The sequence below is a fragment of the Spirosoma luteolum genome, assembly GCF_054778875.1.
Genome location: NZ_BAAGZE010000003.1, coordinates 851443 through 869817, shown reverse-complemented (window position 1 = coordinate 869817; position 18375 = coordinate 851443). Strand labels below are relative to the sequence as shown.

18 protein-coding genes are annotated in these 18375 nt (G+C 56.6%); 6 read left to right on the top strand and 12 right to left on the bottom strand.

Annotated features, from left to right (window positions below):
- Positions 1-45: 45 nt before the first annotated feature.
- The gene (locus tag ACYVAC_RS06365; RefSeq protein WP_461096760.1) at positions 46-1215 is read left to right on the top strand and encodes an AGE family epimerase/isomerase; all 1170 of its coding nucleotides are present in this window, start codon (positions 46-48) and stop codon (positions 1213-1215) included.
- A 207-nt stretch (positions 1216-1422) separates the two neighbouring features.
- On the top strand, positions 1423-2301 hold the full coding sequence (locus ACYVAC_RS06360) for an OmpA/MotB family protein (RefSeq protein WP_461096759.1): 879 nt from the start codon (positions 1423-1425) through the stop codon (positions 2299-2301).
- Positions 2302-2374: 73 nt separating this feature from the next.
- Here the strand turns inward: ACYVAC_RS06360 and ACYVAC_RS06355 are convergent, their stop codons facing one another.
- The 8 genes from ACYVAC_RS06355 to ACYVAC_RS06320 form a co-directional block, all read right to left on the bottom strand.
- Positions 2375-3244 carry an aldose 1-epimerase family protein gene (locus tag ACYVAC_RS06355; protein WP_461096758.1) on the bottom strand — a complete coding sequence of 290 codons (870 nt, stop codon included), beginning with the start codon at positions 3242-3244 and terminating at the stop codon, positions 2375-2377.
- A 125-nt stretch (positions 3245-3369) separates the two neighbouring features.
- Positions 3370-3837, bottom strand: a complete 468-nt coding sequence (gene rpsG / locus ACYVAC_RS06350) for a 30S ribosomal protein S7 (protein WP_162388617.1) — start codon at positions 3835-3837, stop codon at positions 3370-3372.
- Between the two features lie 168 nt (positions 3838-4005).
- Positions 4006-4431, bottom strand: a complete 426-nt coding sequence (gene rpsL / locus ACYVAC_RS06345) for a 30S ribosomal protein S12 (RefSeq protein ID WP_381523172.1) — start codon at positions 4429-4431, stop codon at positions 4006-4008.
- Positions 4432-4842: 411 nt separating this feature from the next.
- Positions 4843-5166 (bottom strand): DUF3467 domain-containing protein, encoded by a 324-nt coding sequence (locus tag ACYVAC_RS06340; RefSeq protein WP_461096757.1) that lies wholly within the window; start codon positions 5164-5166, stop codon positions 4843-4845.
- A gap of 62 nt (positions 5167-5228) precedes the next feature.
- Positions 5229-6620, bottom strand: coding sequence for a serine hydrolase domain-containing protein (locus tag ACYVAC_RS06335; protein WP_461096756.1), 1392 nt, complete (start codon positions 6618-6620; stop codon positions 5229-5231).
- Between the two features lie 3 nt (positions 6621-6623).
- Positions 6624-7013, bottom strand: a complete 390-nt coding sequence (locus ACYVAC_RS06330) for a DUF3887 domain-containing protein (protein ID WP_461096755.1) — start codon at positions 7011-7013, stop codon at positions 6624-6626.
- 127 nt (positions 7014-7140) lie between these two features.
- Positions 7141-8775, bottom strand: coding sequence for an OmpA family protein (locus tag ACYVAC_RS06325; protein WP_461096754.1), 1635 nt, complete (start codon positions 8773-8775; stop codon positions 7141-7143).
- A 62-nt stretch (positions 8776-8837) separates the two neighbouring features.
- The gene (locus tag ACYVAC_RS06320) at positions 8838-11147 is read right to left on the bottom strand and encodes an ATP-dependent helicase (protein ID WP_461096753.1); all 2310 of its coding nucleotides are present in this window, start codon (positions 11145-11147) and stop codon (positions 8838-8840) included.
- Positions 11148-11349: 202 nt separating this feature from the next.
- On the opposite strand from ACYVAC_RS06320, the gene ACYVAC_RS06315 reads away from it, so the two are divergent.
- The 3 genes from ACYVAC_RS06315 to ACYVAC_RS06305 are packed head-to-tail and all read left to right on the top strand — an operon-like array spanning position 11350 to position 13604.
- On the top strand, positions 11350-11943 hold the full coding sequence (locus ACYVAC_RS06315; protein WP_461096752.1) for an RNA polymerase sigma factor: 594 nt from the start codon (positions 11350-11352) through the stop codon (positions 11941-11943).
- A 13-nt stretch (positions 11944-11956) separates the two neighbouring features.
- On the top strand, positions 11957-12568 hold the full coding sequence (locus tag ACYVAC_RS06310; RefSeq protein WP_461096751.1) for an anti-sigma factor: 612 nt from the start codon (positions 11957-11959) through the stop codon (positions 12566-12568).
- Positions 12552-13604 carry a hypothetical protein gene (locus ACYVAC_RS06305; protein WP_461096750.1) on the top strand — a complete coding sequence of 351 codons (1053 nt, stop codon included), beginning with the start codon at positions 12552-12554 and terminating at the stop codon, positions 13602-13604. Before ACYVAC_RS06310 ends, ACYVAC_RS06305 begins: the two co-directional genes overlap by 17 nt.
- Here the strand turns inward: ACYVAC_RS06305 and ACYVAC_RS06300 are convergent.
- Positions 13597-14091, bottom strand: coding sequence for a cupin domain-containing protein (locus ACYVAC_RS06300; RefSeq protein ID WP_461096749.1), 495 nt, complete (start codon positions 14089-14091; stop codon positions 13597-13599). The genes ACYVAC_RS06305 and ACYVAC_RS06300 overlap by 8 nt on opposite strands.
- Before the next feature lie 69 nt (positions 14092-14160).
- The gene (tpiA, locus tag ACYVAC_RS06295) at positions 14161-14922 is read right to left on the bottom strand and encodes a triose-phosphate isomerase (protein ID WP_461096748.1); all 762 of its coding nucleotides are present in this window, start codon (positions 14920-14922) and stop codon (positions 14161-14163) included.
- Positions 14923-15159: 237 nt separating this feature from the next.
- Between tpiA and ACYVAC_RS06290 the strand changes: the two genes are divergently transcribed.
- Positions 15160-16419, top strand: coding sequence for an aspartyl protease family protein (locus ACYVAC_RS06290; protein WP_461096747.1), 1260 nt, complete (start codon positions 15160-15162; stop codon positions 16417-16419).
- Here the strand turns inward: ACYVAC_RS06290 and ACYVAC_RS06285 are convergent.
- Both ACYVAC_RS06285 and ACYVAC_RS06280 read right to left on the bottom strand, forming a co-directional pair.
- Positions 16416-17459 (bottom strand): sensor histidine kinase, encoded by a 1044-nt coding sequence (locus tag ACYVAC_RS06285; RefSeq protein ID WP_461096746.1) that lies wholly within the window; start codon positions 17457-17459, stop codon positions 16416-16418. The two genes, ACYVAC_RS06290 and ACYVAC_RS06285, sit on opposite strands and share 4 nt — an antisense overlap.
- Before the next feature lie 88 nt (positions 17460-17547).
- On the bottom strand, positions 17548-18258 hold the full coding sequence (locus tag ACYVAC_RS06280) for a response regulator transcription factor (RefSeq protein ID WP_461096745.1): 711 nt from the start codon (positions 18256-18258) through the stop codon (positions 17548-17550).
- Between the last annotated feature and the right edge of the window lie 117 nt (positions 18259-18375).

Sequence of the window (18375 nt, the reverse complement as noted above, 5' to 3'; positions counted from 1 at the left end):
ATCCGCGTTTTTTGTGCCCCACTACCGGCCCGCCCCCGATACACTGTGCTCGAATTTCACAAACTAACGGCCGATTACCAGCAGGCGTTGCTACGGCAGGTTATTCCGTTCTGGCTGACCAACAGTCCTGACCAACTGTGTGGTGGCTATTTCGACCTGCTGGGCGCTGCCGGTATGCCAATCGACGCCGATAAACACGTGGCGCTGCAGGCCGAACAAACCTGGGCGTTTGCCTGGCTTTATACGACCTTCGACGGGCAACCCCGCTGGCTCGAGCATGCCCGGCATGGCGGAGCTTTTCTAAGCCGGTTTGCCCACGACGACACGCTGCGCTGCTACGCCGACCTCGACCGGCGGGGGCGCCCCGTTGCTGCGGCTACCACACAGGCCCCCAACGTGTACACCCTGATGGCTTATGCACAGCTCTACCGGGCCACGCAGGAAGATGAGTGGGCCATGCTGGCCAAGGCCTTGCTGACCGATACGCTGGCCTGGCACGATACCTATCGCGACGAACCCAACGTATCGACACTCAGTAGCCGGCCCGTGCGGCACCTGCGCGAGTGGGCGCTCGTGTTTAGGGCAGTGCTCAGCATGCAGCCCCTGCTCGACGAAGAAAGCTGGAAGGATATGGCGGCTGGTCTGGTAGAGGAAATACAGACGATATTTGCCGACCGGCGCACCGATACGCTCCGAACCATGGCCCTGCCCGACGGCGGCTATGTGAACACGCCCGACGGCCGGCAAATTGATGTGGGGCTCACGCTGCAGCTGATAACCTACCTGCTCGATTACTGCGCGCTGGTGCCCAACCGCAAGCTGACCCGGCAGGTGGCCGGCTGGTGTCTGTGGCTCTGCGAGCAGGCCTGGGAGCCGGCTGCGGGGGGACTGGTGCGTTACATCGACCATAAAGGGTTGCCCCTGATCTGGCCCGACACCGGCGAACGCTGGGCCTGGGTAGCGCTCGAAGGCCTGTCGGCACTGCTCAAAAGCTATCACCACACCCGCCAGCCCGATTGCCTGAAGTGGTTCCGACGGATTCACGACTACGTGTTTGCCCATTTCCCGGACCCGAAAGCGCCGGGCTGGTTTCCGGTGATCGATGCCCAGCGGGTGCCGATGCTGGCCCTCAAGGCACTGCCATCGGTTGGCTGCTACAGCCAGATTCGCTGCCTGACCGAGATAAGTCAGCTGCTGGGCCGGTATGCCACGTAGGCACGGTAAGGGCCAGCAAGACCGACGGGTTTTCGATCGGGTAAGTAGATGCCGGCGCTCAACTCCTTAGAAGTAATTAGAATTGAGGAGCGTATAAGGTCGGTTGCTACTAAACAATTACCTTTGCACCTCAACCGGGGATAGGGCAGGTTTTATCTTTGTTGCTACCCTTACTTTTCTGATCTAACTCAATTCAATTAACCAGTTATGAAGCAATTACTGATTCTTGTTTCGGCGGTTGTTATGCTGGCTTCCTGTAACAGCAAGAAGCGGCTGGCCGAAATCAAATCACTCCAGGAAGCCCGTGACAAGGCTGTTGCATCCCTCAACGATTGTGATAAGCGCACGGCCGATCTGCGGGCGCAACTGACGACCAAAGACAGCGATCTGGAAGGGAAAACAAAGCAGGTTGGTGACCTGCAGGCCCAAATCGATTACCTGAAACGGACCAATACCAATCTGCTCGACCGTATGTCGGACCTGTCGATTGTGAGCAAGTCGGGTGCCGAAAGCATCAAGAAATCACTCGAAACCCTCAACGAACAAACCAAATACGTCAATAACCTCAACACCAGCATTCAGCGCAAAGACTCGCTGAACCTGGCCCTGGTGATGAACCTGAAACGGTCGCTCGACGACATCAACGATCAGGACGTACAGGTTGAAGTGAAAAAAGGTGTCGTTTACGTATCGATCTCCGATAAACTGCTCTTCAAATCGGGTAGCTACGACATTACCTCGCGTGCCGAAACCGTGCTGGGTAAAGTAGCCAAAGTGGTTAATGACCACAAAGAACTGGATATCCTGGTCGAAGGCCACACCGACGTTGTTCCCATCTCGACGGCTTCGATCAAAGACAACTGGGATCTGAGCGCTCTGCGGGCTACATCGGTTGTTCGGACGCTGCAAACCAAATTTGGCGTAGCGCCCGAGCGTATGACCGCCGGTGGTCGTTCGGAATTCGCGCCTAAAGATGACAACACAACCTCGGCTGGCCGTCAGCAAAACCGCCGGACCGAAATCATTATCACGCCAAAACTGGATCAGTTCTTCAACCTGCTCTCTAACGGGCAGGCCGGGAAATAAGCCAGGCGGTTACCAATAAAAAAGGGGTCGATTTCAGCGGAAATCGACCCCTTTTTTGTCGCCAACGATAGCGTCAGGCTACGTCGATCGTAAACGTATGTTCGACCAGCTGATCAGATTCCAGTCGCTGAATGGCTTCTTTCTGGTCGAACGGCCGGGGCTGTCCTTCCGAATCGGCACAGCCCAGCCAGGGCTCGATGCAAACGAATGGCGCTCCGGGTTTAGCCCAGATACCCAGGTATGGAAAGTCGGGGAACGATAGGGTAACAGCGTGCTGATGCCGATGGCTCCGGACAGCTACCTGCCGCGATTGCAGGTTTTTAAACACCAGCGCATCCCGATCAAACAGGTGCGTTGTCAGCGGTAGTTGCTGACCATCAGTAGCGATGGGCGCTGTCTCGCCGGTGAAGAAACCCGCGGCCGACAGCAGATGGGTCTGAAGCGGTTCCGCTTTCTCGAACACCAGAAAGTAGTCGCTGTAGGTTTCGTCGGGCAGAAACGGAACGGCAAAGGCCGGGTGGGCACCTACCGAAAAATACAGGGGCCGGGTATCGTTGTTACTGACCCGATAGGTAACCGACAGCCGATTAGCCTGCAACTGATAGCCGATCTGAAAACTGAAAGCATAGGGATAATGCGGGTGCGTGGCGTCGGAATCGGTCAGCTCGAAAACCGCCCGACTTTCCGACGACTCGATCAGGGTGAAGGCCGACTGCCGGGCAAATCCGTGGCGCTCCATGGGGTAGGCCTGCCCATCGATCAGGATCTGATTGTTGAGGCAGCCGCCAACCACCGGAAAAAGGTTGGGTGCGTGCCAGCCCCACACGGCTGGGTCGGCCTGCCACAGGTGTTCGATGCCGCTGTCTTTATGAACGAGCGACGTGAGCTGAGCCCCTTTAGGCGCAATGCTTACACGCAGGGTACTGTTTTCGAGGGTAGTCATTACAGGGAAGAAGGAGATTAGTGAGCAAGGGCATAAACGCTTTAGCCTGAAAACAACAAAAGCCGCCCAATGTTGAGCGGCTTTTGAGTAATCGACGACCTTCGGGAAAAACAGGCCGTAGTAAATTAGAAGCGGAAGTGCGAGAACGCCTTGTTGGCTTCAGCCATGCGGTGCGTATCGTCCTTCTTTTTCACAGCCGCGCCTTCGCCTTTAGCGGCAGCAACGATTTCGGCTGCGAGCCGGTCAACCATGGTTTTTTCACCGCGCGAGCGAGCATACCGGATCAGCCATTTCATGCCTACCGCGACCTTCCGGTCTGCCCGTACTTCGGTAGGAACCTGGAAGGTTGCTCCACCGACACGACGGCTTTTTACTTCAACCGACGGCATGACGTTGTTCAGTGCCTTTTTCCACGTATCGAGACCGCTTTCGTTGGTGCGCTTGGCAACCACGTCAAGGGCGTCGTAGAAAATCGAGTACGCCAGGCTTTTCTTGCCTTCGTACATCAGGTTGTTTACAAATTTGGTTACGAGGACCTCCTTGTATTTAGGATCGGGCAACACGTAACGCTTGGGCGGTTTCGCCTTTCTCATGATTTCTTCAGATTTGAGATCTTACTCTGCCGTAGTCTTTCAACGGACAGTTTGATTTGCGTTATAGCGTTTTACTGGTGTATCGTTCTAACGATTCTATCCGGCAGAACGCATCAGGCCCTGCAGAAGACCGAAACGTTGAAACGGTACGACGCTATAACGTTAGAACTATTTTTTCTTACCGCCTTTGGCAGGTGCACCTTTGCCGGCTGGCGCCTGACCTGGTTTCGGCCGTTTGGCACCGTATTTCGAGCGGCTCTGCAGACGACCGTTTACACCGGCCGTATCGAGCGCACCGCGAACGATGTGATAACGCACACCGGGCAGGTCTTTTACCCGGCCACCGCGGATCAGAACGATCGAGTGCTCCTGGAGGTTGTGACCTTCGCCTGGAATGTAGGCGTTAACTTCTTTCTGGTTCGTCAGACGAACCCGGGCAACTTTACGAAGAGCCGAGTTTGGCTTCTTCGGCGTCGTGGTGTACACACGCGTACACACGCCCCGACGTTGTGGGCAGGCATCAAGAGCCGGCGATTTCGACTTGAATTCAAGCTTTTCGCGGCCTTTACGCACCAATTGTTGTATGGTAGGCATTCCTTAGATTGTTTACGAAAAATCAGTCTTCCCGAATTTTGAGGTGCAAAGATACGGAAAAGTTTTGAAGTTGCTGAATCGCAACGTTATAGAGTTGACCCGTCCGGAAGTTTTGGGGTTGGAAAGTTGGCTGGTCGAGGAGTTGTGTACTAGCAGAGTTATATAGTTGTAGGGTCAGGTTGTTAGCTGGCTCTATGGGTTGGACTGGTCTCAGGCTGTATTATCAACAATGAGCTTTATCAGGCTACTAGTGTGTAGTCGACCACCCTGCCGGTGCAACCGATGCTACGCTGCTCTAATCCAATCACGTACGATCCCCGAACCGGTTCATTGAGGATAGCGCCTTATCCAAATGCTACAACCCTATACCTTTCCAACGCTATAGCCATCCAACTATACAATTCCTTCCCTTTAGGCCTGACCAACCGGACCGCCGAAGCCGCCGTTGGGAAAACGAAACGTGTCGGTCGGCTGATTGATGTTGCCGTTGGCTTCCTCGTAGCGACCAATGTTTTCAGCCAGGGCGTCGAGCAGGCGCTTGGCGTGCTCGGGTGTCAGAATAATGCGGGCTTTTACTTTCGCCTTGGGAACACCGGGCATCAGCCGGATAAAATCCAGAATAAACTCGCTGTTGGAGTGGGCAATCATGGCCAGATTGGCGTAAACGCCTTCGGCAATATCTTCGCTGAGTTCGACATCAATCGAACCGTCTGAATTGGGTTGCTGTGGGGTCATAAAAAGTCGTGTTTTAACCAGACAAAAGTACGCATAAAGCCGCACCGATAAGGACGAACCGGCTAGCGATCGGCCAGGCTGCCAAGCTGAATGGCCAGCGCATCGATTGGCTCGTTGCTGTTCGACAGGATAACGACACCGACCTGCCGATCGGTACTAAACCCGACAAAACTAACGTACCCGCCGGTACCACCATCGTGAAACCACCAGGGGGCAGCCCCAATCAGCCGCCGATGCCAGCCCAGCCCTACCTGGCGGGTACCGCGCTGCAGACTGAGCTGCTGCGTCTGCACCATGTCGGCCCGGAGCGAAGCCGGTGCCTTTCCGAGCTCAGCGCGTAAGTAGCGTAGCATATCGCGGAGGTTGCTGCGGAGGCCACCCCCGCCCGCCAGCGCCTGAAATGACCAGTTGCTCACCACCTGTCCCTGTTCGTTGTGGCCCCGCGCCAGCAATGTACTATCGGCCGCGCTAAGGTGCAGGCTGGTGTGGGGCATGCCCAGTGGTTTGGTCAGGTACCGGCGCACGAGTTGGTCGTACGGCTGGCCCAGCACGGTTTCGAGCAGAGTGCCCAGCAGGCCCGCGCCCAGGTTTGAGTACGCGTAGGTAGTGCCGGGTGTGCTGGCTAGGGTAGCCGTGCGGAGGTAGCTGAACAGTGCCTGCCGATCGTAGGTGCGATAAGGGTCGGCTTCGCTGTAGCCCGCTACCGACAGGTTGGTCGGCAGGCGGGGCAGGCCCGAGGTGTGGTTGGCCAGCATCCCGACCGTAACGGATACCCCATCGCGCTGCAGCAGCGGAATGGAATCAGGGAGGAAACGGTTAACGGGCGTATCGAGGGTTAGCTTCCGCTGCCGGATGGCTTCGGCCAGCAGGGTCGCCGTAAAGGTCTTGGTTACGGAGCCAATCTCGAACAGGCTCAGATCCGTGGGGAGTTGACTGTTGCCGGCCCGGGTTTCGCCGTAGTGGTAGGCCAGCAGGCTATCGTGCCGGATCAGGCCGATGCACAGCCCGACTACTGCCTGCCGCTCCTGATGGGCGCGTACCAACGAGTCGATCTGCCGGTCGAGCGGGGTGCGGAGCGGATTGTCGGTACGCAGGGGGCGGGGTGCCGTGTAGGGTGCCATGCCGAAGACTGTCAGCTGGCCCGCTGCGTTGGCAGACAGCCGCACCAGCAGGGTGTCGCGCTGGAAGAATCCTTTGTAGAGCGCAAAGCCCTGGCGTTGCCCCACGTAGGCCGACGCCTGCCAGTGACCAGCCTGCTGGTATACCTGCGTCAGAAACGAACGCCAGTTGCTGCGCGGCAGTTGCTGCTGAAACGTGGGTGCCAGTCGATCGTATAGCGAATCGGGCTGACCCGCATTGTAGTAATGCTGGGCCAGCCCGATCAGCGCGTCGGCACCGGACTGGGCGCGGGCGGATAGGCTCGCGACCAGAAACAGTACGGTTAACCAGCGCATGGATTAATCTTCGTGCGGCTTGAACAGGAAGGTCCCGATCTTGCCCTGTTTATCCTGACTGATATAAAGGTCCAGCGGAGCCAGCGCAAACGTTGCCTTGTAGCGGGCTAGGTTACCATCAACGCTGTGTTTTTCCAGCCCGGTCCATTTGCCCAGCTGAGAGGAAAGCTGTTTCGAAATTTCGCCCATCTTATCGCCCGAAATCTGCTTTTTGAAGTCATCGCCCATCAGCATGTATAGCGAGTCGGGCTGGTCGTTATTGAGGTACCGCTGGGCTGATTGGGCCAGTCGGGTGAGAGCAGCTGTGTCGGCAGGGGCTTTAGCCGCCGGCGTCTGGGCGTAGGTAGCAGCGGCCAGCAGGGAACTCGTTACAGTAAGCAGAAAACGGGTCATGGACGTAAGGTGGTTTGGATTGATGCCTCAAAAGTAGACCACCCCGTCGGCCCGCTCAACCGCTTTGGGATGAGCAACGACCGACACCCGCCAACGGTGCGAAAACCGGACAGTCGGCAGCGGGTTCCTATTTCTTCAGAATGACGAACTCAACCCGGCGGTTCTGCTGCCGCCCGGCCTCGGTATCGTTGGTCGAAACAGGCTTGGTTTCGCCAAACCCTTTGCTGCCAATGCGATCAGGTTCGATGCCTTTGCTGATGAAGTATTCCCGCACGGCGTCGGCCCGGTCCTGCGATAGTTTCTCATTGAGGGCATTGGAACCCGTATTATCGGTGTGGCCCCGCACCTCGATGGTCATTTTGGGCTGATCGTTGAGGGTCGTTACGAGCCGGTCGAGCTCCGGGCCCGATTCGGGGCGCAGTTCTGACTTGCCCGTATCGAAGAAAATATTGTTGAGCCGGATCGACTGGCCCACTTCGATTGGAATCAGTTTCAGTTCGCGTCCCGTAATTTCCTGGTAGCCTTTAGTCTTGTCGACGGTCAGGTCGATGTTGTCGCCCTCGGCAATGAAGTCCTTGGCAACGGCCCGCATCGAGTATTTCTGGCCGTAGGGCAATACAATTTTGTAGGCGCCCGTGACCGGGTCGGAGGTAGCCTCGCCGGCCTCAGCACCGTCGGGCAGGGTCTGATAAATAACCCGGGCTTCGATGGGTTTTCCGGTTTTCTGATCGATTACGCGGCCACTGATGAGGGCTACGGGGTCGGGCCGGGTGCTCGGAGCTGCAGCTACCTCATCGCCACCGCCCAGTTTGCCCGGCTGCGCAGCTGGCTGATCGTCGATCAGCTTCACCCGTACAATGTCGCCCTTGCCGATGGTGCCCCGGAACGTAGTCAGATACGCGTAGTCGCCGGTGGCCGATAGGGTATAGTAGGCGTCGTAGCCGTCGGTGTTGACAGTAGGACCCAGGTTAACCGGTTTCGACCAGTGTTTCCAGGTTTTGTCGACCCGCTTGCTGACGTAGATATCGTTGCTGCCCTGCCCACCGGGGCGGTTGCTGGAGAAATAAAGCGTAGCCCCGTCGGGCGCCAGAAACGGTGTTGTTTCGGTGTCGCCCGTATTGACCTCGGCGCCCAGGTTCATCGGCTTCGACCACGACCCGTCTTTCTGCCGAAAACTAACGTAGATATCGTCCTCCTTGCTGTTCTTCTTTTCGCTGAATGCCATCAGCAGCACCTTCCCGTCGGCCGACATAAAACCGCAGTCGAACTGGCCCTTGCTCATGCCGGCGTAGTTGGGAATGTCGAGCTTCTGCGGGGGCGACCAGCCACTGGCCGTTCGTTTGCTGATCGAGAATCCCCGGGTTTCGTAGTTACCGTTGGCATACTGCCCTTTCACCAGCATCGTGTTGCCGTCGGGGGTGATGCTGTAGGCGCAGTTATATTCCTCTTTGTTGAGCGGAAATCCCATGCGCCGGGCCGGTCCCCATTTGTTGCTGGCCGGGTCGAGGTCGGCATACCAGATATCCTGGCTGCCCTTGTCGCCGTGGGTATTGTTGGGGTGGCTGATGCGGGCAAAATAGAGGGTTTTACCGTCGGGGGCAATCAGCGGGTTAATCTCGTTGTATTCGGAGTTGACCTGATTGCCCAGGTTCTCGACGCGTGTGCCCCCCCGGCGGGTGGTGTCGGCGCTGCTTTGCCCCTGCGCCGACAGCGCAAAGGTGGTCAGCAGTAAGCTGGTAGTAAGGCAACAAACTGGGTTCATGAACAGAAAAAAGACGTCGGTAGTGAAACGCGTTGAAGCGGGCAATCGGTATGCCGGGTGGGTTACTCCACCACCCGGAGTTTGGCAAAGCTGAGCAGCAGTACCTTTTCACCCGCCTTCTCGAACTGAATGGTGGCCTTGCGGTCGTTGCCGTTGACGTCGATTTTCTTGACGCTGCCGAACCCGAATTTGGCGTGTTCAACGCGCTGCCCTTCGCTCAGGTTGGCTGTGCTTGTGGGGGCAAAGTCGGCCGAGGGCGTGTGGGCAACCAGGGGCTGCGGGGCCTGCCGCTGCGCCGTTTTCTGCGCCAGCGACCGTACAAATGCCATCGACCCACCCGAACTGCCCTCGCGGTGTTCGCGGTCGGGGTTGCTGCGCTCGGGCCGCTCGAAGTCCATCCGGCTGGGAGCCGACCGCTGTTTGGACAGCTTCAGGTATTTCTGGTCGACCTCCATCAGAAACCGGCTGGGTTCGCACATCTTGAGCCGGCCGAAGTGGTAGCGCGTTTCGGCGTACGATACGGTCAGGCGTTTTTCGGCCCGCGTGATGGCTACGTAAAACAGCCGCCGTTCTTCTTCCAGATCGTTGCGGCTTTCCAGCATCATCTGACTGGGAAATAAATCTTCTTCCAGCCCCACGATATGAACATTCTTAAACTCCAGACCCTTGGCCGCGTGGATGGTCATGAGCGTAACGCGGTCGTTGTCGCCGTCGTCTTCTTTCTCATCGGCCGTGGTCAGCAGCGATACCGACTGCAGAAAGGCGCTCAGGCTTTTGTCGTCGTTGTCGGGGTTATCGACAAACTCCTTGATGGCGTTGAGCAACTCCTGCACGTTTTCGTACCGGGCCAGCCCCTCCACCGTTTTGTCGTCGTAGAGTTCCTTGAGCAGGCCCGAAGCCTTGGCAATGTGAGCGGCTACCTCATAGGCATCTTTCTGGTCGATAAGCAGTTTGAAGCTTTTGATCAGGTTGGCAAAGCCTTCGATGGCGATACCGGCCCGCCCGGCCACATGCTGCCCGATGTTGGCCACAATCTCCCAGATCGAATCCTGCTGCTCGGCCGCAATCACGCTGAGTTTGGCAATGGTTGTGTCGCCGATACCACGTTTGGGCAGATTAATGATGCGCTTAAAAGCTTCTTCGTCCTGCTGGTTGACGGTGAAGCGCAGGTACGCCAGTAAGTCCTTGATTTCCTTGCGCTGGTAAAACGAAAGCCCGCCGATGATCCGATACTTGATGCTCACCTTGCGCAGAGCTTCCTCGAAGGCCCGCGACTGGGCGTTGGTGCGGTACAAGATGGCGAAGTCATTGTTGGCCAGTGAATCGTTCATCTTGGCCTCGAAGATCGACGACGCCACCAGCCGGCCCTCTTCGTTGTCCGACGAGGCTTTGATGACTTCGATCAGGGGGCCATCTTCATTATCGGTGAAAACGCTTTTTTCGAGCTGGTTTTTGTTGCGGGCAATAATCGAATTAGCCGCCTGCACAATGGTTTTGGTGGAGCGGTAGTTCTGTTCCAGCTTCACAATCTTCACGGCGTCTTTGCCGTAGTCGCGCTGGAAATTCAGGATGTTCTCGATGTTGGCCCCCCGGAACGCGTAGATACTCTGGGCATCATCGCCCACCACGCAGATGTTCTGGTGAACGGCGGCCAGCTTACGGGTGATGAGATACTGCGATACGTTGGTATCCTGAAACTCATCGACCATCACGTGCTGAAACTTGTGCTGGTATTTGTTCAGAATGTCGAGGTGATCGCGGAACAGCACGTTGGTGTTGAACAGCAGATCATCGAAATCCATGGCGTTGGCCGCAAAGCAGCGCACACTGTACTGCTTGTAGATCCGGCCAATGTGCGGCATTCGGGCCGATTCGTCGTCGGCCTGAATCACGGCATTGTTAATATAATCGTCGGGGCCGATGAGCCGGTTTTTGGCGCCAGAGATGCGTCCGAACACGCTGTTGACGCGGTACACCTTGTCGTCGAGCGCCATCTCCTTAATGATGCTCCGCAGCAGCGACTTGGAGTCGTCGGTGTCGTAAATCGAGAAGTTGCTCGTGTAGCCAATGGCTTTGGCTTCGATACGCAGAATTTTGGCAAAGACCGAGTGAAACGTACCCATCCAGATATTCCGGGCTTCGGTGCCAACCACTTTTTCGATCCGGCTGCGCATTTCGCCGGCCGCCTTGTTGGTAAAGGTCAGCGACAGAATCCGGAACGGATCGACGCCGTTTTCAATGAGGTGGGCAATGCGATAAGTCAGCACGCGGGTTTTTCCCGACCCGGCGCCGGCAATAATCATCAGCGGGCCATTGCCGTGCATGACGGCTTCCCGCTGGGGGGCGTTCAATCCGGAAATATAATCAACCATCAGGCTTGTTTCTATCCTAGTATAACAAGTAAAAGTAGGGAAAAATTTGCTCGGGCCCGGGCAAAAATGGTGGCAGACGGGCTGGCTGCCCCAACGGAAACAGCCCCGGATTATTGGCTCCGGGGTGGTGCGATTTGACCCCTTATGGAAATTAGTTAGTGAGCGGTGCAACGTTTTGTATGTTGCCGCGTCTTTTTCCTGATTGTACGCCAAACCATCTTTTACGCTGAACCTGTCGGACCCCAACCCTTACCCAGATCGTCATGCTGATCTGGTCAAACGCTGCCAGGAAGGCGAGCGACGGGCGCAGCATGAACTGTATCGGCACTATGCCCGGGCGATGTACAACGTTTGCCTGCGCATCGTGAATCACAGTGCCGAAGCCGAAGATGTGCTGCAGGATGCGTTTATCGACGCCTTCACGCACATCCACTCGTTTCGAGGGCAGAGCACGTTTGGGGCCTGGCTGAAGCAGATTGTGGTCAACCGGTCGATTCATTACCTGCGCAGCCGGCGCCTGCAGCTGGTCGACCTCGATGCGCAGCGGGTGGGCGAAGACGATGGGCTCGACTGTGTGGATCCGGAGCCATACGACGAGGCCGGCATTCAGTATGAGGTGGATCGAATCAGGCAGGCCCTGCACCTGTTACCCGAAGGCTATCGGGTGGTGCTGTCGCTGTATCTGTTCGAAGGGTACGATCATGAGGAGATTGGCGCGGTGCTGAACATTAGTGAGACAACGTCACGAACACAGTACCTGAGGGGTAAGAAAAAATTAGTAGCGTTACTGAGTTAAAACAACAAAGCCTATGAAAAAAGATAATCTGGAACGCTTCGTTCGTGACAACCGCGAAGCCTTTGACCACTGCGAACCCCCCGATAGCCTCTGGGACCGTATCGACCAGCGACTGGGCGATGCGCCCGCGGCCCGGCCCGAAACCCCGGCTCCGGTTACGCCCGATCCGGCCCGGCCCTTCGTAACCGTGCATCGATCGCCGGCCCCGGCTACCCGCTGGCTGACCGACTGGCGGGTGGCGGCAGCGGTGGCCCTGCTGCTGCTGGCTGCGGGTGGGCTCTACCTCAATCAGCAATACGGCGTGGCGCATCAGCCCGAGATGGTGGCTGCCAACCCCGGCTATGCCAAAGCTGTGGTGCAATACACCGAGCTGATCGATCAGAAACAACAGGAACTGCGGCAGATGACGCAGGATAATCCGGCACTTTACCAGGAGTTTTCGTCGGACCTGAGTCGGCTCGAGCGGTCGTACCAGTCGCTCAAAGCCGATCTGCCGCAGAATCCCAACCAGGAAACCTTACTGCAGGCCATGATTCAGAATCTTCAGATTCAGATCGACCTGCTCAATGAACAGCTACGCGTGATACAGCGCATAAAGAAGCAAACCCATGAAAATCCTGTTTAACGCACTGCTGGTGTTACTACCGTTGTTGGCCCGGGCCGAAGACCCTACGCCCAACGCGGTCGAACGCCGGAAGACCATCATAAAAACCTACGACGTAACGCCCAACGATGCCCTCACCATCGACAACCAGTTTGGGGCTGTATCGGTAAGCCTTTGGGAAAAAGCGGAAATTCGCGTGCAGATTACCATTGTGGCCAACGCCAGCTCCGATGATCGGACCCAGGCCTTTCTGGACGCGGTGACAATCGACGACAAGCGGTCGGGCAACCAGATCGTGGTACGCACCAATTTCAACCAAAGTCCGGTGTCGAACTGGAGCCTGGGAAGCTGGAAAAAAGGGGGTGACCGCAACTTCGTGAAAATCAATTACGAAGTGATGATGCCCCGGCAAAACGCGCTGACCCTCCGTAACAAGTTTGGCAACACCAGCATTCCGGCCTTCCATGCCCCCCTCACGGTCTATAGCCGCTATGGTAATTTCTCGGCCGATGACCTGACCAACCGCCTGACCGACCTCGACATTGCCTATGGCAAAGCCGATATCCGGACGCTCGACCACGCGAAGATGGCCGTAGCCTACGCCGACCTCGAACTGGCCCGGGTAAATATGCTGACGCTGGTAAACAAATTCGGGAAAATGCGCATCGGCGACGTAGGTACGCTCGACGCCGACATCGACTATTCGGGCGCTCAGATCGGTACCCTGCGCGAATCGGGCCGGATTCGGCTCAGCTTCTCAGGGGGCTTCCGCATCGATCAGTTGCCCAAGTCGGCCGACAAACTGGATATCAAGTCGTCATACTCGTCGGTGGCCCTGCCCATGGATACGAATAACGACTGCAATTTCGACGTGACGGTGAGCTACGGCAATTTCAATTATTCGACCGGGTCGATGTTTCACTTCAGCGCCCAGCCCGACAACAGCAACAACAGCCGTGGTCCTAAACTGACCAAACAATACATCGGCAAAACGGGCACCGGCTCGGGGCCGAAGGTGAAAGTGGTCTCAACGTTTGGCAACGTCAATATTAAGTAAGACGCTCGATCAGGTCGCGGTGCTGCGGAAACCAGTCGAGCATCGTCCGACGGTCGGCCAGTTCAAAATCGGCAAAATCGAAACCAGGCGCTACTGTGCAGCCCACCAGCGAAAAGGACGTGCCGGGGGCGGGCTTCGACCCAAACCAGCAACCGGCCGGCACCACGGCTTGGAACACCTGCCCGGCCGCCAGATCGGGCCCCAGCTGAATAACCGACAGGGTTTCGTCGGGACCGATCACAAATATGTCGAGCGGCCCGCCGGCGTAGAAATGCCAGACCTCGTCGGACTGGATGCGGTGCAAGGCCGATGTATGATGCTGTTCGAGCAGGAAATAGATCGCTGTTCCGAACGACCGGCTGCCCCCAAACCGATCGGGGAGGGCTTCGGCGGCTACCGCTTCGGCCGCACGGTACGTTTCGGCAAAGTAGCCCCCTTCGGGGTGCGGCTGCAGTTGTAAGTGCTGAATGTAGTCGGGAGCGGTCATTGGCTAGACAAAAAGAAGGGGTTGTCTGAACACACAGCGCGTTCAGACAACCCCTTTATCGTTGGGTAGTTAGGCGGCTTTGATCACGTTGGTGAACTCGCGCGACTTCAGCGAGGCTCCCCCGATCAGACCACCATCGACGTCGGGTTGCGAAAACAGCTCCTGCGCGTTTTTCTCGTTGGCACTGCCGCCGTATAGAATGGTCGTATTCTGGGCTACCTCGTCGCCGTACTGGCCCGCAATGTGCCGGCGCAGCTCGAAGTGCATATCCTGGGCCTGGGCCGACGAAGCGGTCAAACCGGTACCAATGGCCCAGATGGGTTCGTAGGCAATAACGATGCGGGCAAACTGCTCGGCCGAGAGGTGAAACAGGCTATCGGTGAGCTGGCCTTTCACAAAACCAACGTAGTCGCCCCCTTCGCGGAGGTCGAGCGACTCGCCACAGCAGAAAATAGGGGTGAGGCCACTGGCCAGGGCACTGTCGACTTTGGCCGCCAGCTGCGCGTTGGTTTCGGCAAAATACTGCCGGCGTTCGCTGTGGCCCAGAATCACGTAGTCGACACCGATCGACTGGAGCATCGGTGCCGAAATTTCGCCGGTAAAGGCACCCGACGCTTTCTCATGGCAGTTTTGGGCACCCAGCGCAAGACGGCCGCCGGTGGGTACGTACTGACGGGCGGTGGTCAGGTACACCGAGGGGGGGCACAGCACAACCGTTACATCATTGGTGACTTCATCTTTCACCATGTTGATTACTTCCGACAGCAACGCCTTCGCTTCGTCCAGCGTTTTATTCATTTTCCAGTTACCGGCAACAATTTTCTTGCGCATGACAAATAGTTAATGTGTTCAGAAACAGGTTAGTTAGCAAACGGTCAGATCGGCTACACCCGCATTTCCGGGCTAAATTAGGGCTTTTAGCCCGAAGGCGACCGGTGGCTTCAGGCTAAAATTTTGAGTACTGGCTCCGGGGCCCTTCATGAGGGCTGAATCGCTCGAAACCAGATCGGTTTGTTTTGTGTTTTTCGGATAAAAAATAAGTACATTCGATGACGTAAACACAACTACATGAAAACGCTGGCACTTGTACTCGGACTGCTTGGCTACGGGCTGGCCACACACGCCGGTGACCCCCGAACGCCCGATCGTGACCGCTTTGGTTTCTTCCTGACCAGTAACCGCAACTGGACCCGGATTCCGTTTCAACTGCACTCCAATCTGATTATCGTACCGGTTCGGATCAACAATTCCGACACGCTCCATTTCATTCTTGATACAGGCGTCAGCAATACCATTATCACCGACCCGTCGATAATCCGGAAAGAGTCGCTGACCATGTCGCGGAAGGTAAAGCTAACCGGCGCCGGCGAAGGGGAGACCCTGACGGCCACGGTGGCCATCAACAATACGCTGAGTATGGGGGGGCTGCAGGCCAATCATCACAATCTGGTTATCCTCGACCATGATATTCTGAAGCTCTCCGAATACGTGGGTACACCCGTCCACGGCATTTTTGGTTACGAAGTCTTCGCCGATTTTGTGGTTAGCATCGACTTTCAGCACCGCGAGATTCTGATCATGAAACCCGACCGGTATCACTACCGCAAACGGCATGGCGATCAGTTTCCAATCACGGTGCGCAACTCCAAGGTGTACACCGATGCGCTGACCGTGTTCGACGGCGAAAAGTCGATTCCGCTACGGGTGGTGCTCGACACGGGGGCGGGGCATGCGCTGCTGCTCGACCGCAGCGGGGGGAACAGTACGTTGCGGCTACCCGAAAAAACCATCCGGGCGCAGCTGGGCCGGGGGCTCAATGGGGTAATCAATGGTAACCTGGGGCGTATCGGCAAAGTAAGGCTGGGCCGCTTCGAACTCGACAATATGCTTGCCTCGTTTCCCGACAGCGCTTCGTTCGGTATGAAGCTGGTCGATACGCCCGGCCGGCAGGGCAATATTGGCTGCGAGCTGCTGCGTCGGTTCAACGTCATTTTCAACTACCGCGAGCAGTATATGGTGATGAAACCCATCCGGCGGTTAATGCGTGAGCAGTTCGAACACGACATGAGCGGCATGGAATTGCGGGCCAAGGGTACCCAGTTTCGCAACTATTACGTCAACCACGTTATCGAAGGCTCACCGGCGGCCCGGGCCGGTTTGCTCGAAGGCGACGAGGTGCTGTTTGTGAACAATACCTCCGTCAACGACATGTCGATCAGCGATATCTACAAAATTCTGCAGCACGGCGAAGGCCGCGAGGTCACGTTTCTGGTTCGGCGCAACGGGCAGCTGTTCGTGTCGGCGTTTGCGCTCAAGCGGCTGATCTAGGCCCGCTCCTCCAGCCGGTCCAGCTTGAAGCGGAAGGTAGTACCCTTGTCTATTTTGCTCATCACGGTGATCTTGGCCTTGTGGGCGTTCAGAATGTGCTTTACGATCGCCAGTCCGAGGCCGGTGCCGCCCCGGTCTTTCGAGCGGCTTTTCTCGACCCGGTAGAAACGCTCGAAGATGCGGCTCAGGTGCTCGGGCGGAATGCCGGGCCCGTCGTCGCGCACCGATACCAGCACGTGCTTTTTGTCTTCTTCCAGACTTACCAGAACCCGGCCGTTTTCGTTGCCATACTTCACCGCATTCTCGATTAGGTTGGTCATCACCTGCCTGATGCGCTGCGGATCGGCCTTGACCCAGACAGGGCCGGTTGGGGGAGCCTTCAGCCGAAGCGTAGCGTTTTTGGCGCTCGTGATTTTTTCGAGCTGCTCAAAAATCTCTTCGGTCATGTGCAGCAGATCGACCCGATCGAAGCTCATCTTGACTTCGCCCGTTTCGAGCTGCGACAACGCCACCAGGTCTTTCACCAGCGCATCGAGCCCATCGAGGCTCTTGGCAGCTTTCGACAGAAACTTGTCGCGTACCTTCTCGTCGTCGACCGCGCCGTCGATCAGGGTATGAATAAAGCCCTGGGCCGCAAAAATGGGGGTCTTCAGCTCGTGCGACACGTCGGCCAGAAACTCGCGCCGGAACTGTTCGAGCCGCTTCAGTTCGTCGATCTCCTTCTGCTTCTTGGCGACGTAGACAAAAATCTCGTCGTTAAGCTTTTTGAAGGGGTTGTTGTTACGGATCACCATCTTCCGCGACAGGTTGAAGTCGCGGATCTTGAGTTGCCGGATGGTTTTGTACATCTTGTCGACTTCGCGGTAGACGAGCAGCTCGATGGCGTATAGAACCAGAAAAAACGACACTGCAAACGACGACAGGCCCACTACGAATAGCATGGTGTTGGTCACCCCCTCCACAAAGGTTAGGAAGATGACCGTCACCGCCGAGATCAGGCAGGCCAGCAAAAACGCAATGACGCGGGGACTTAAAGACATTGAGTGATTGAGCGAATGAGTTAATGGTGCCCTCCCGGGCATTTATGCAGCAAACATAATTCACTCAATCGCTCATGCACACAATCGCTCATTGTTCCGGCTGATCGGTAAACATATAGCCGACACCTTTGAGGGTGCGGATGTGGGTGTCGCCGATCTTTTCGCGGAGTTTACGGATGTGTACGTCGACCGTACGCTCGAGCACGTAGATATCGGCTCCCCAGATTTTCTGCAGCAGTTCTTCCCGGCTGAATACCTTGTTGGGGTGCTGCGCCAGGAAGAACAGCAGTTCGAATTCTTTCTTGGGCAGAATAACCGACTTGTCGGCCTGGTTGACCGAGTAATTTTTGCGGTTGATGACCAGATCGGCGATGGTAATCTGCTCGCCCGGATCGGCTTTCTGGGCTTCGCGCCGAAACAGGGCATTGATGCGGCTCATCAGCGCCCGGGGCTTAATGGGCTTGGTGATGTAATCGTCGGCCCCCACATCGAAAGCGGCTACTTCGGAGTATTCTTCCGAGCGGGCGGTCAGGTAGAGAATGTAGGTCTGCCGCAGTTCGGGAATGTCGCGCAGCTGGCGACCGGCTTCGATACCATCGAGGTGAGGCATCATGATATCGAGCATGACCAGCTCGGGCAGATAGGTGCGGGCTACTTCGAGTGCCTTACGGCCATCGGTTGCCGTACGTACATCATAGCCTTCTTTGGTCAGATTGTATTCGAGCATCTCGACAATGTCGGCGTCGTCGTCGACGACTAAGATGCGATGAAGCGGTTGAGCGGCTTTGCCAGCACTCATATAGCACGAAATTGGTGAAATCGACCCGCCTAAGACTGGTTGGTTGCCCGAAGTTAAGCCCCTTCTTGAGAAGGTCACGAACTAGTAACGTATCCTTAACAAAAACTTAACAGGTTG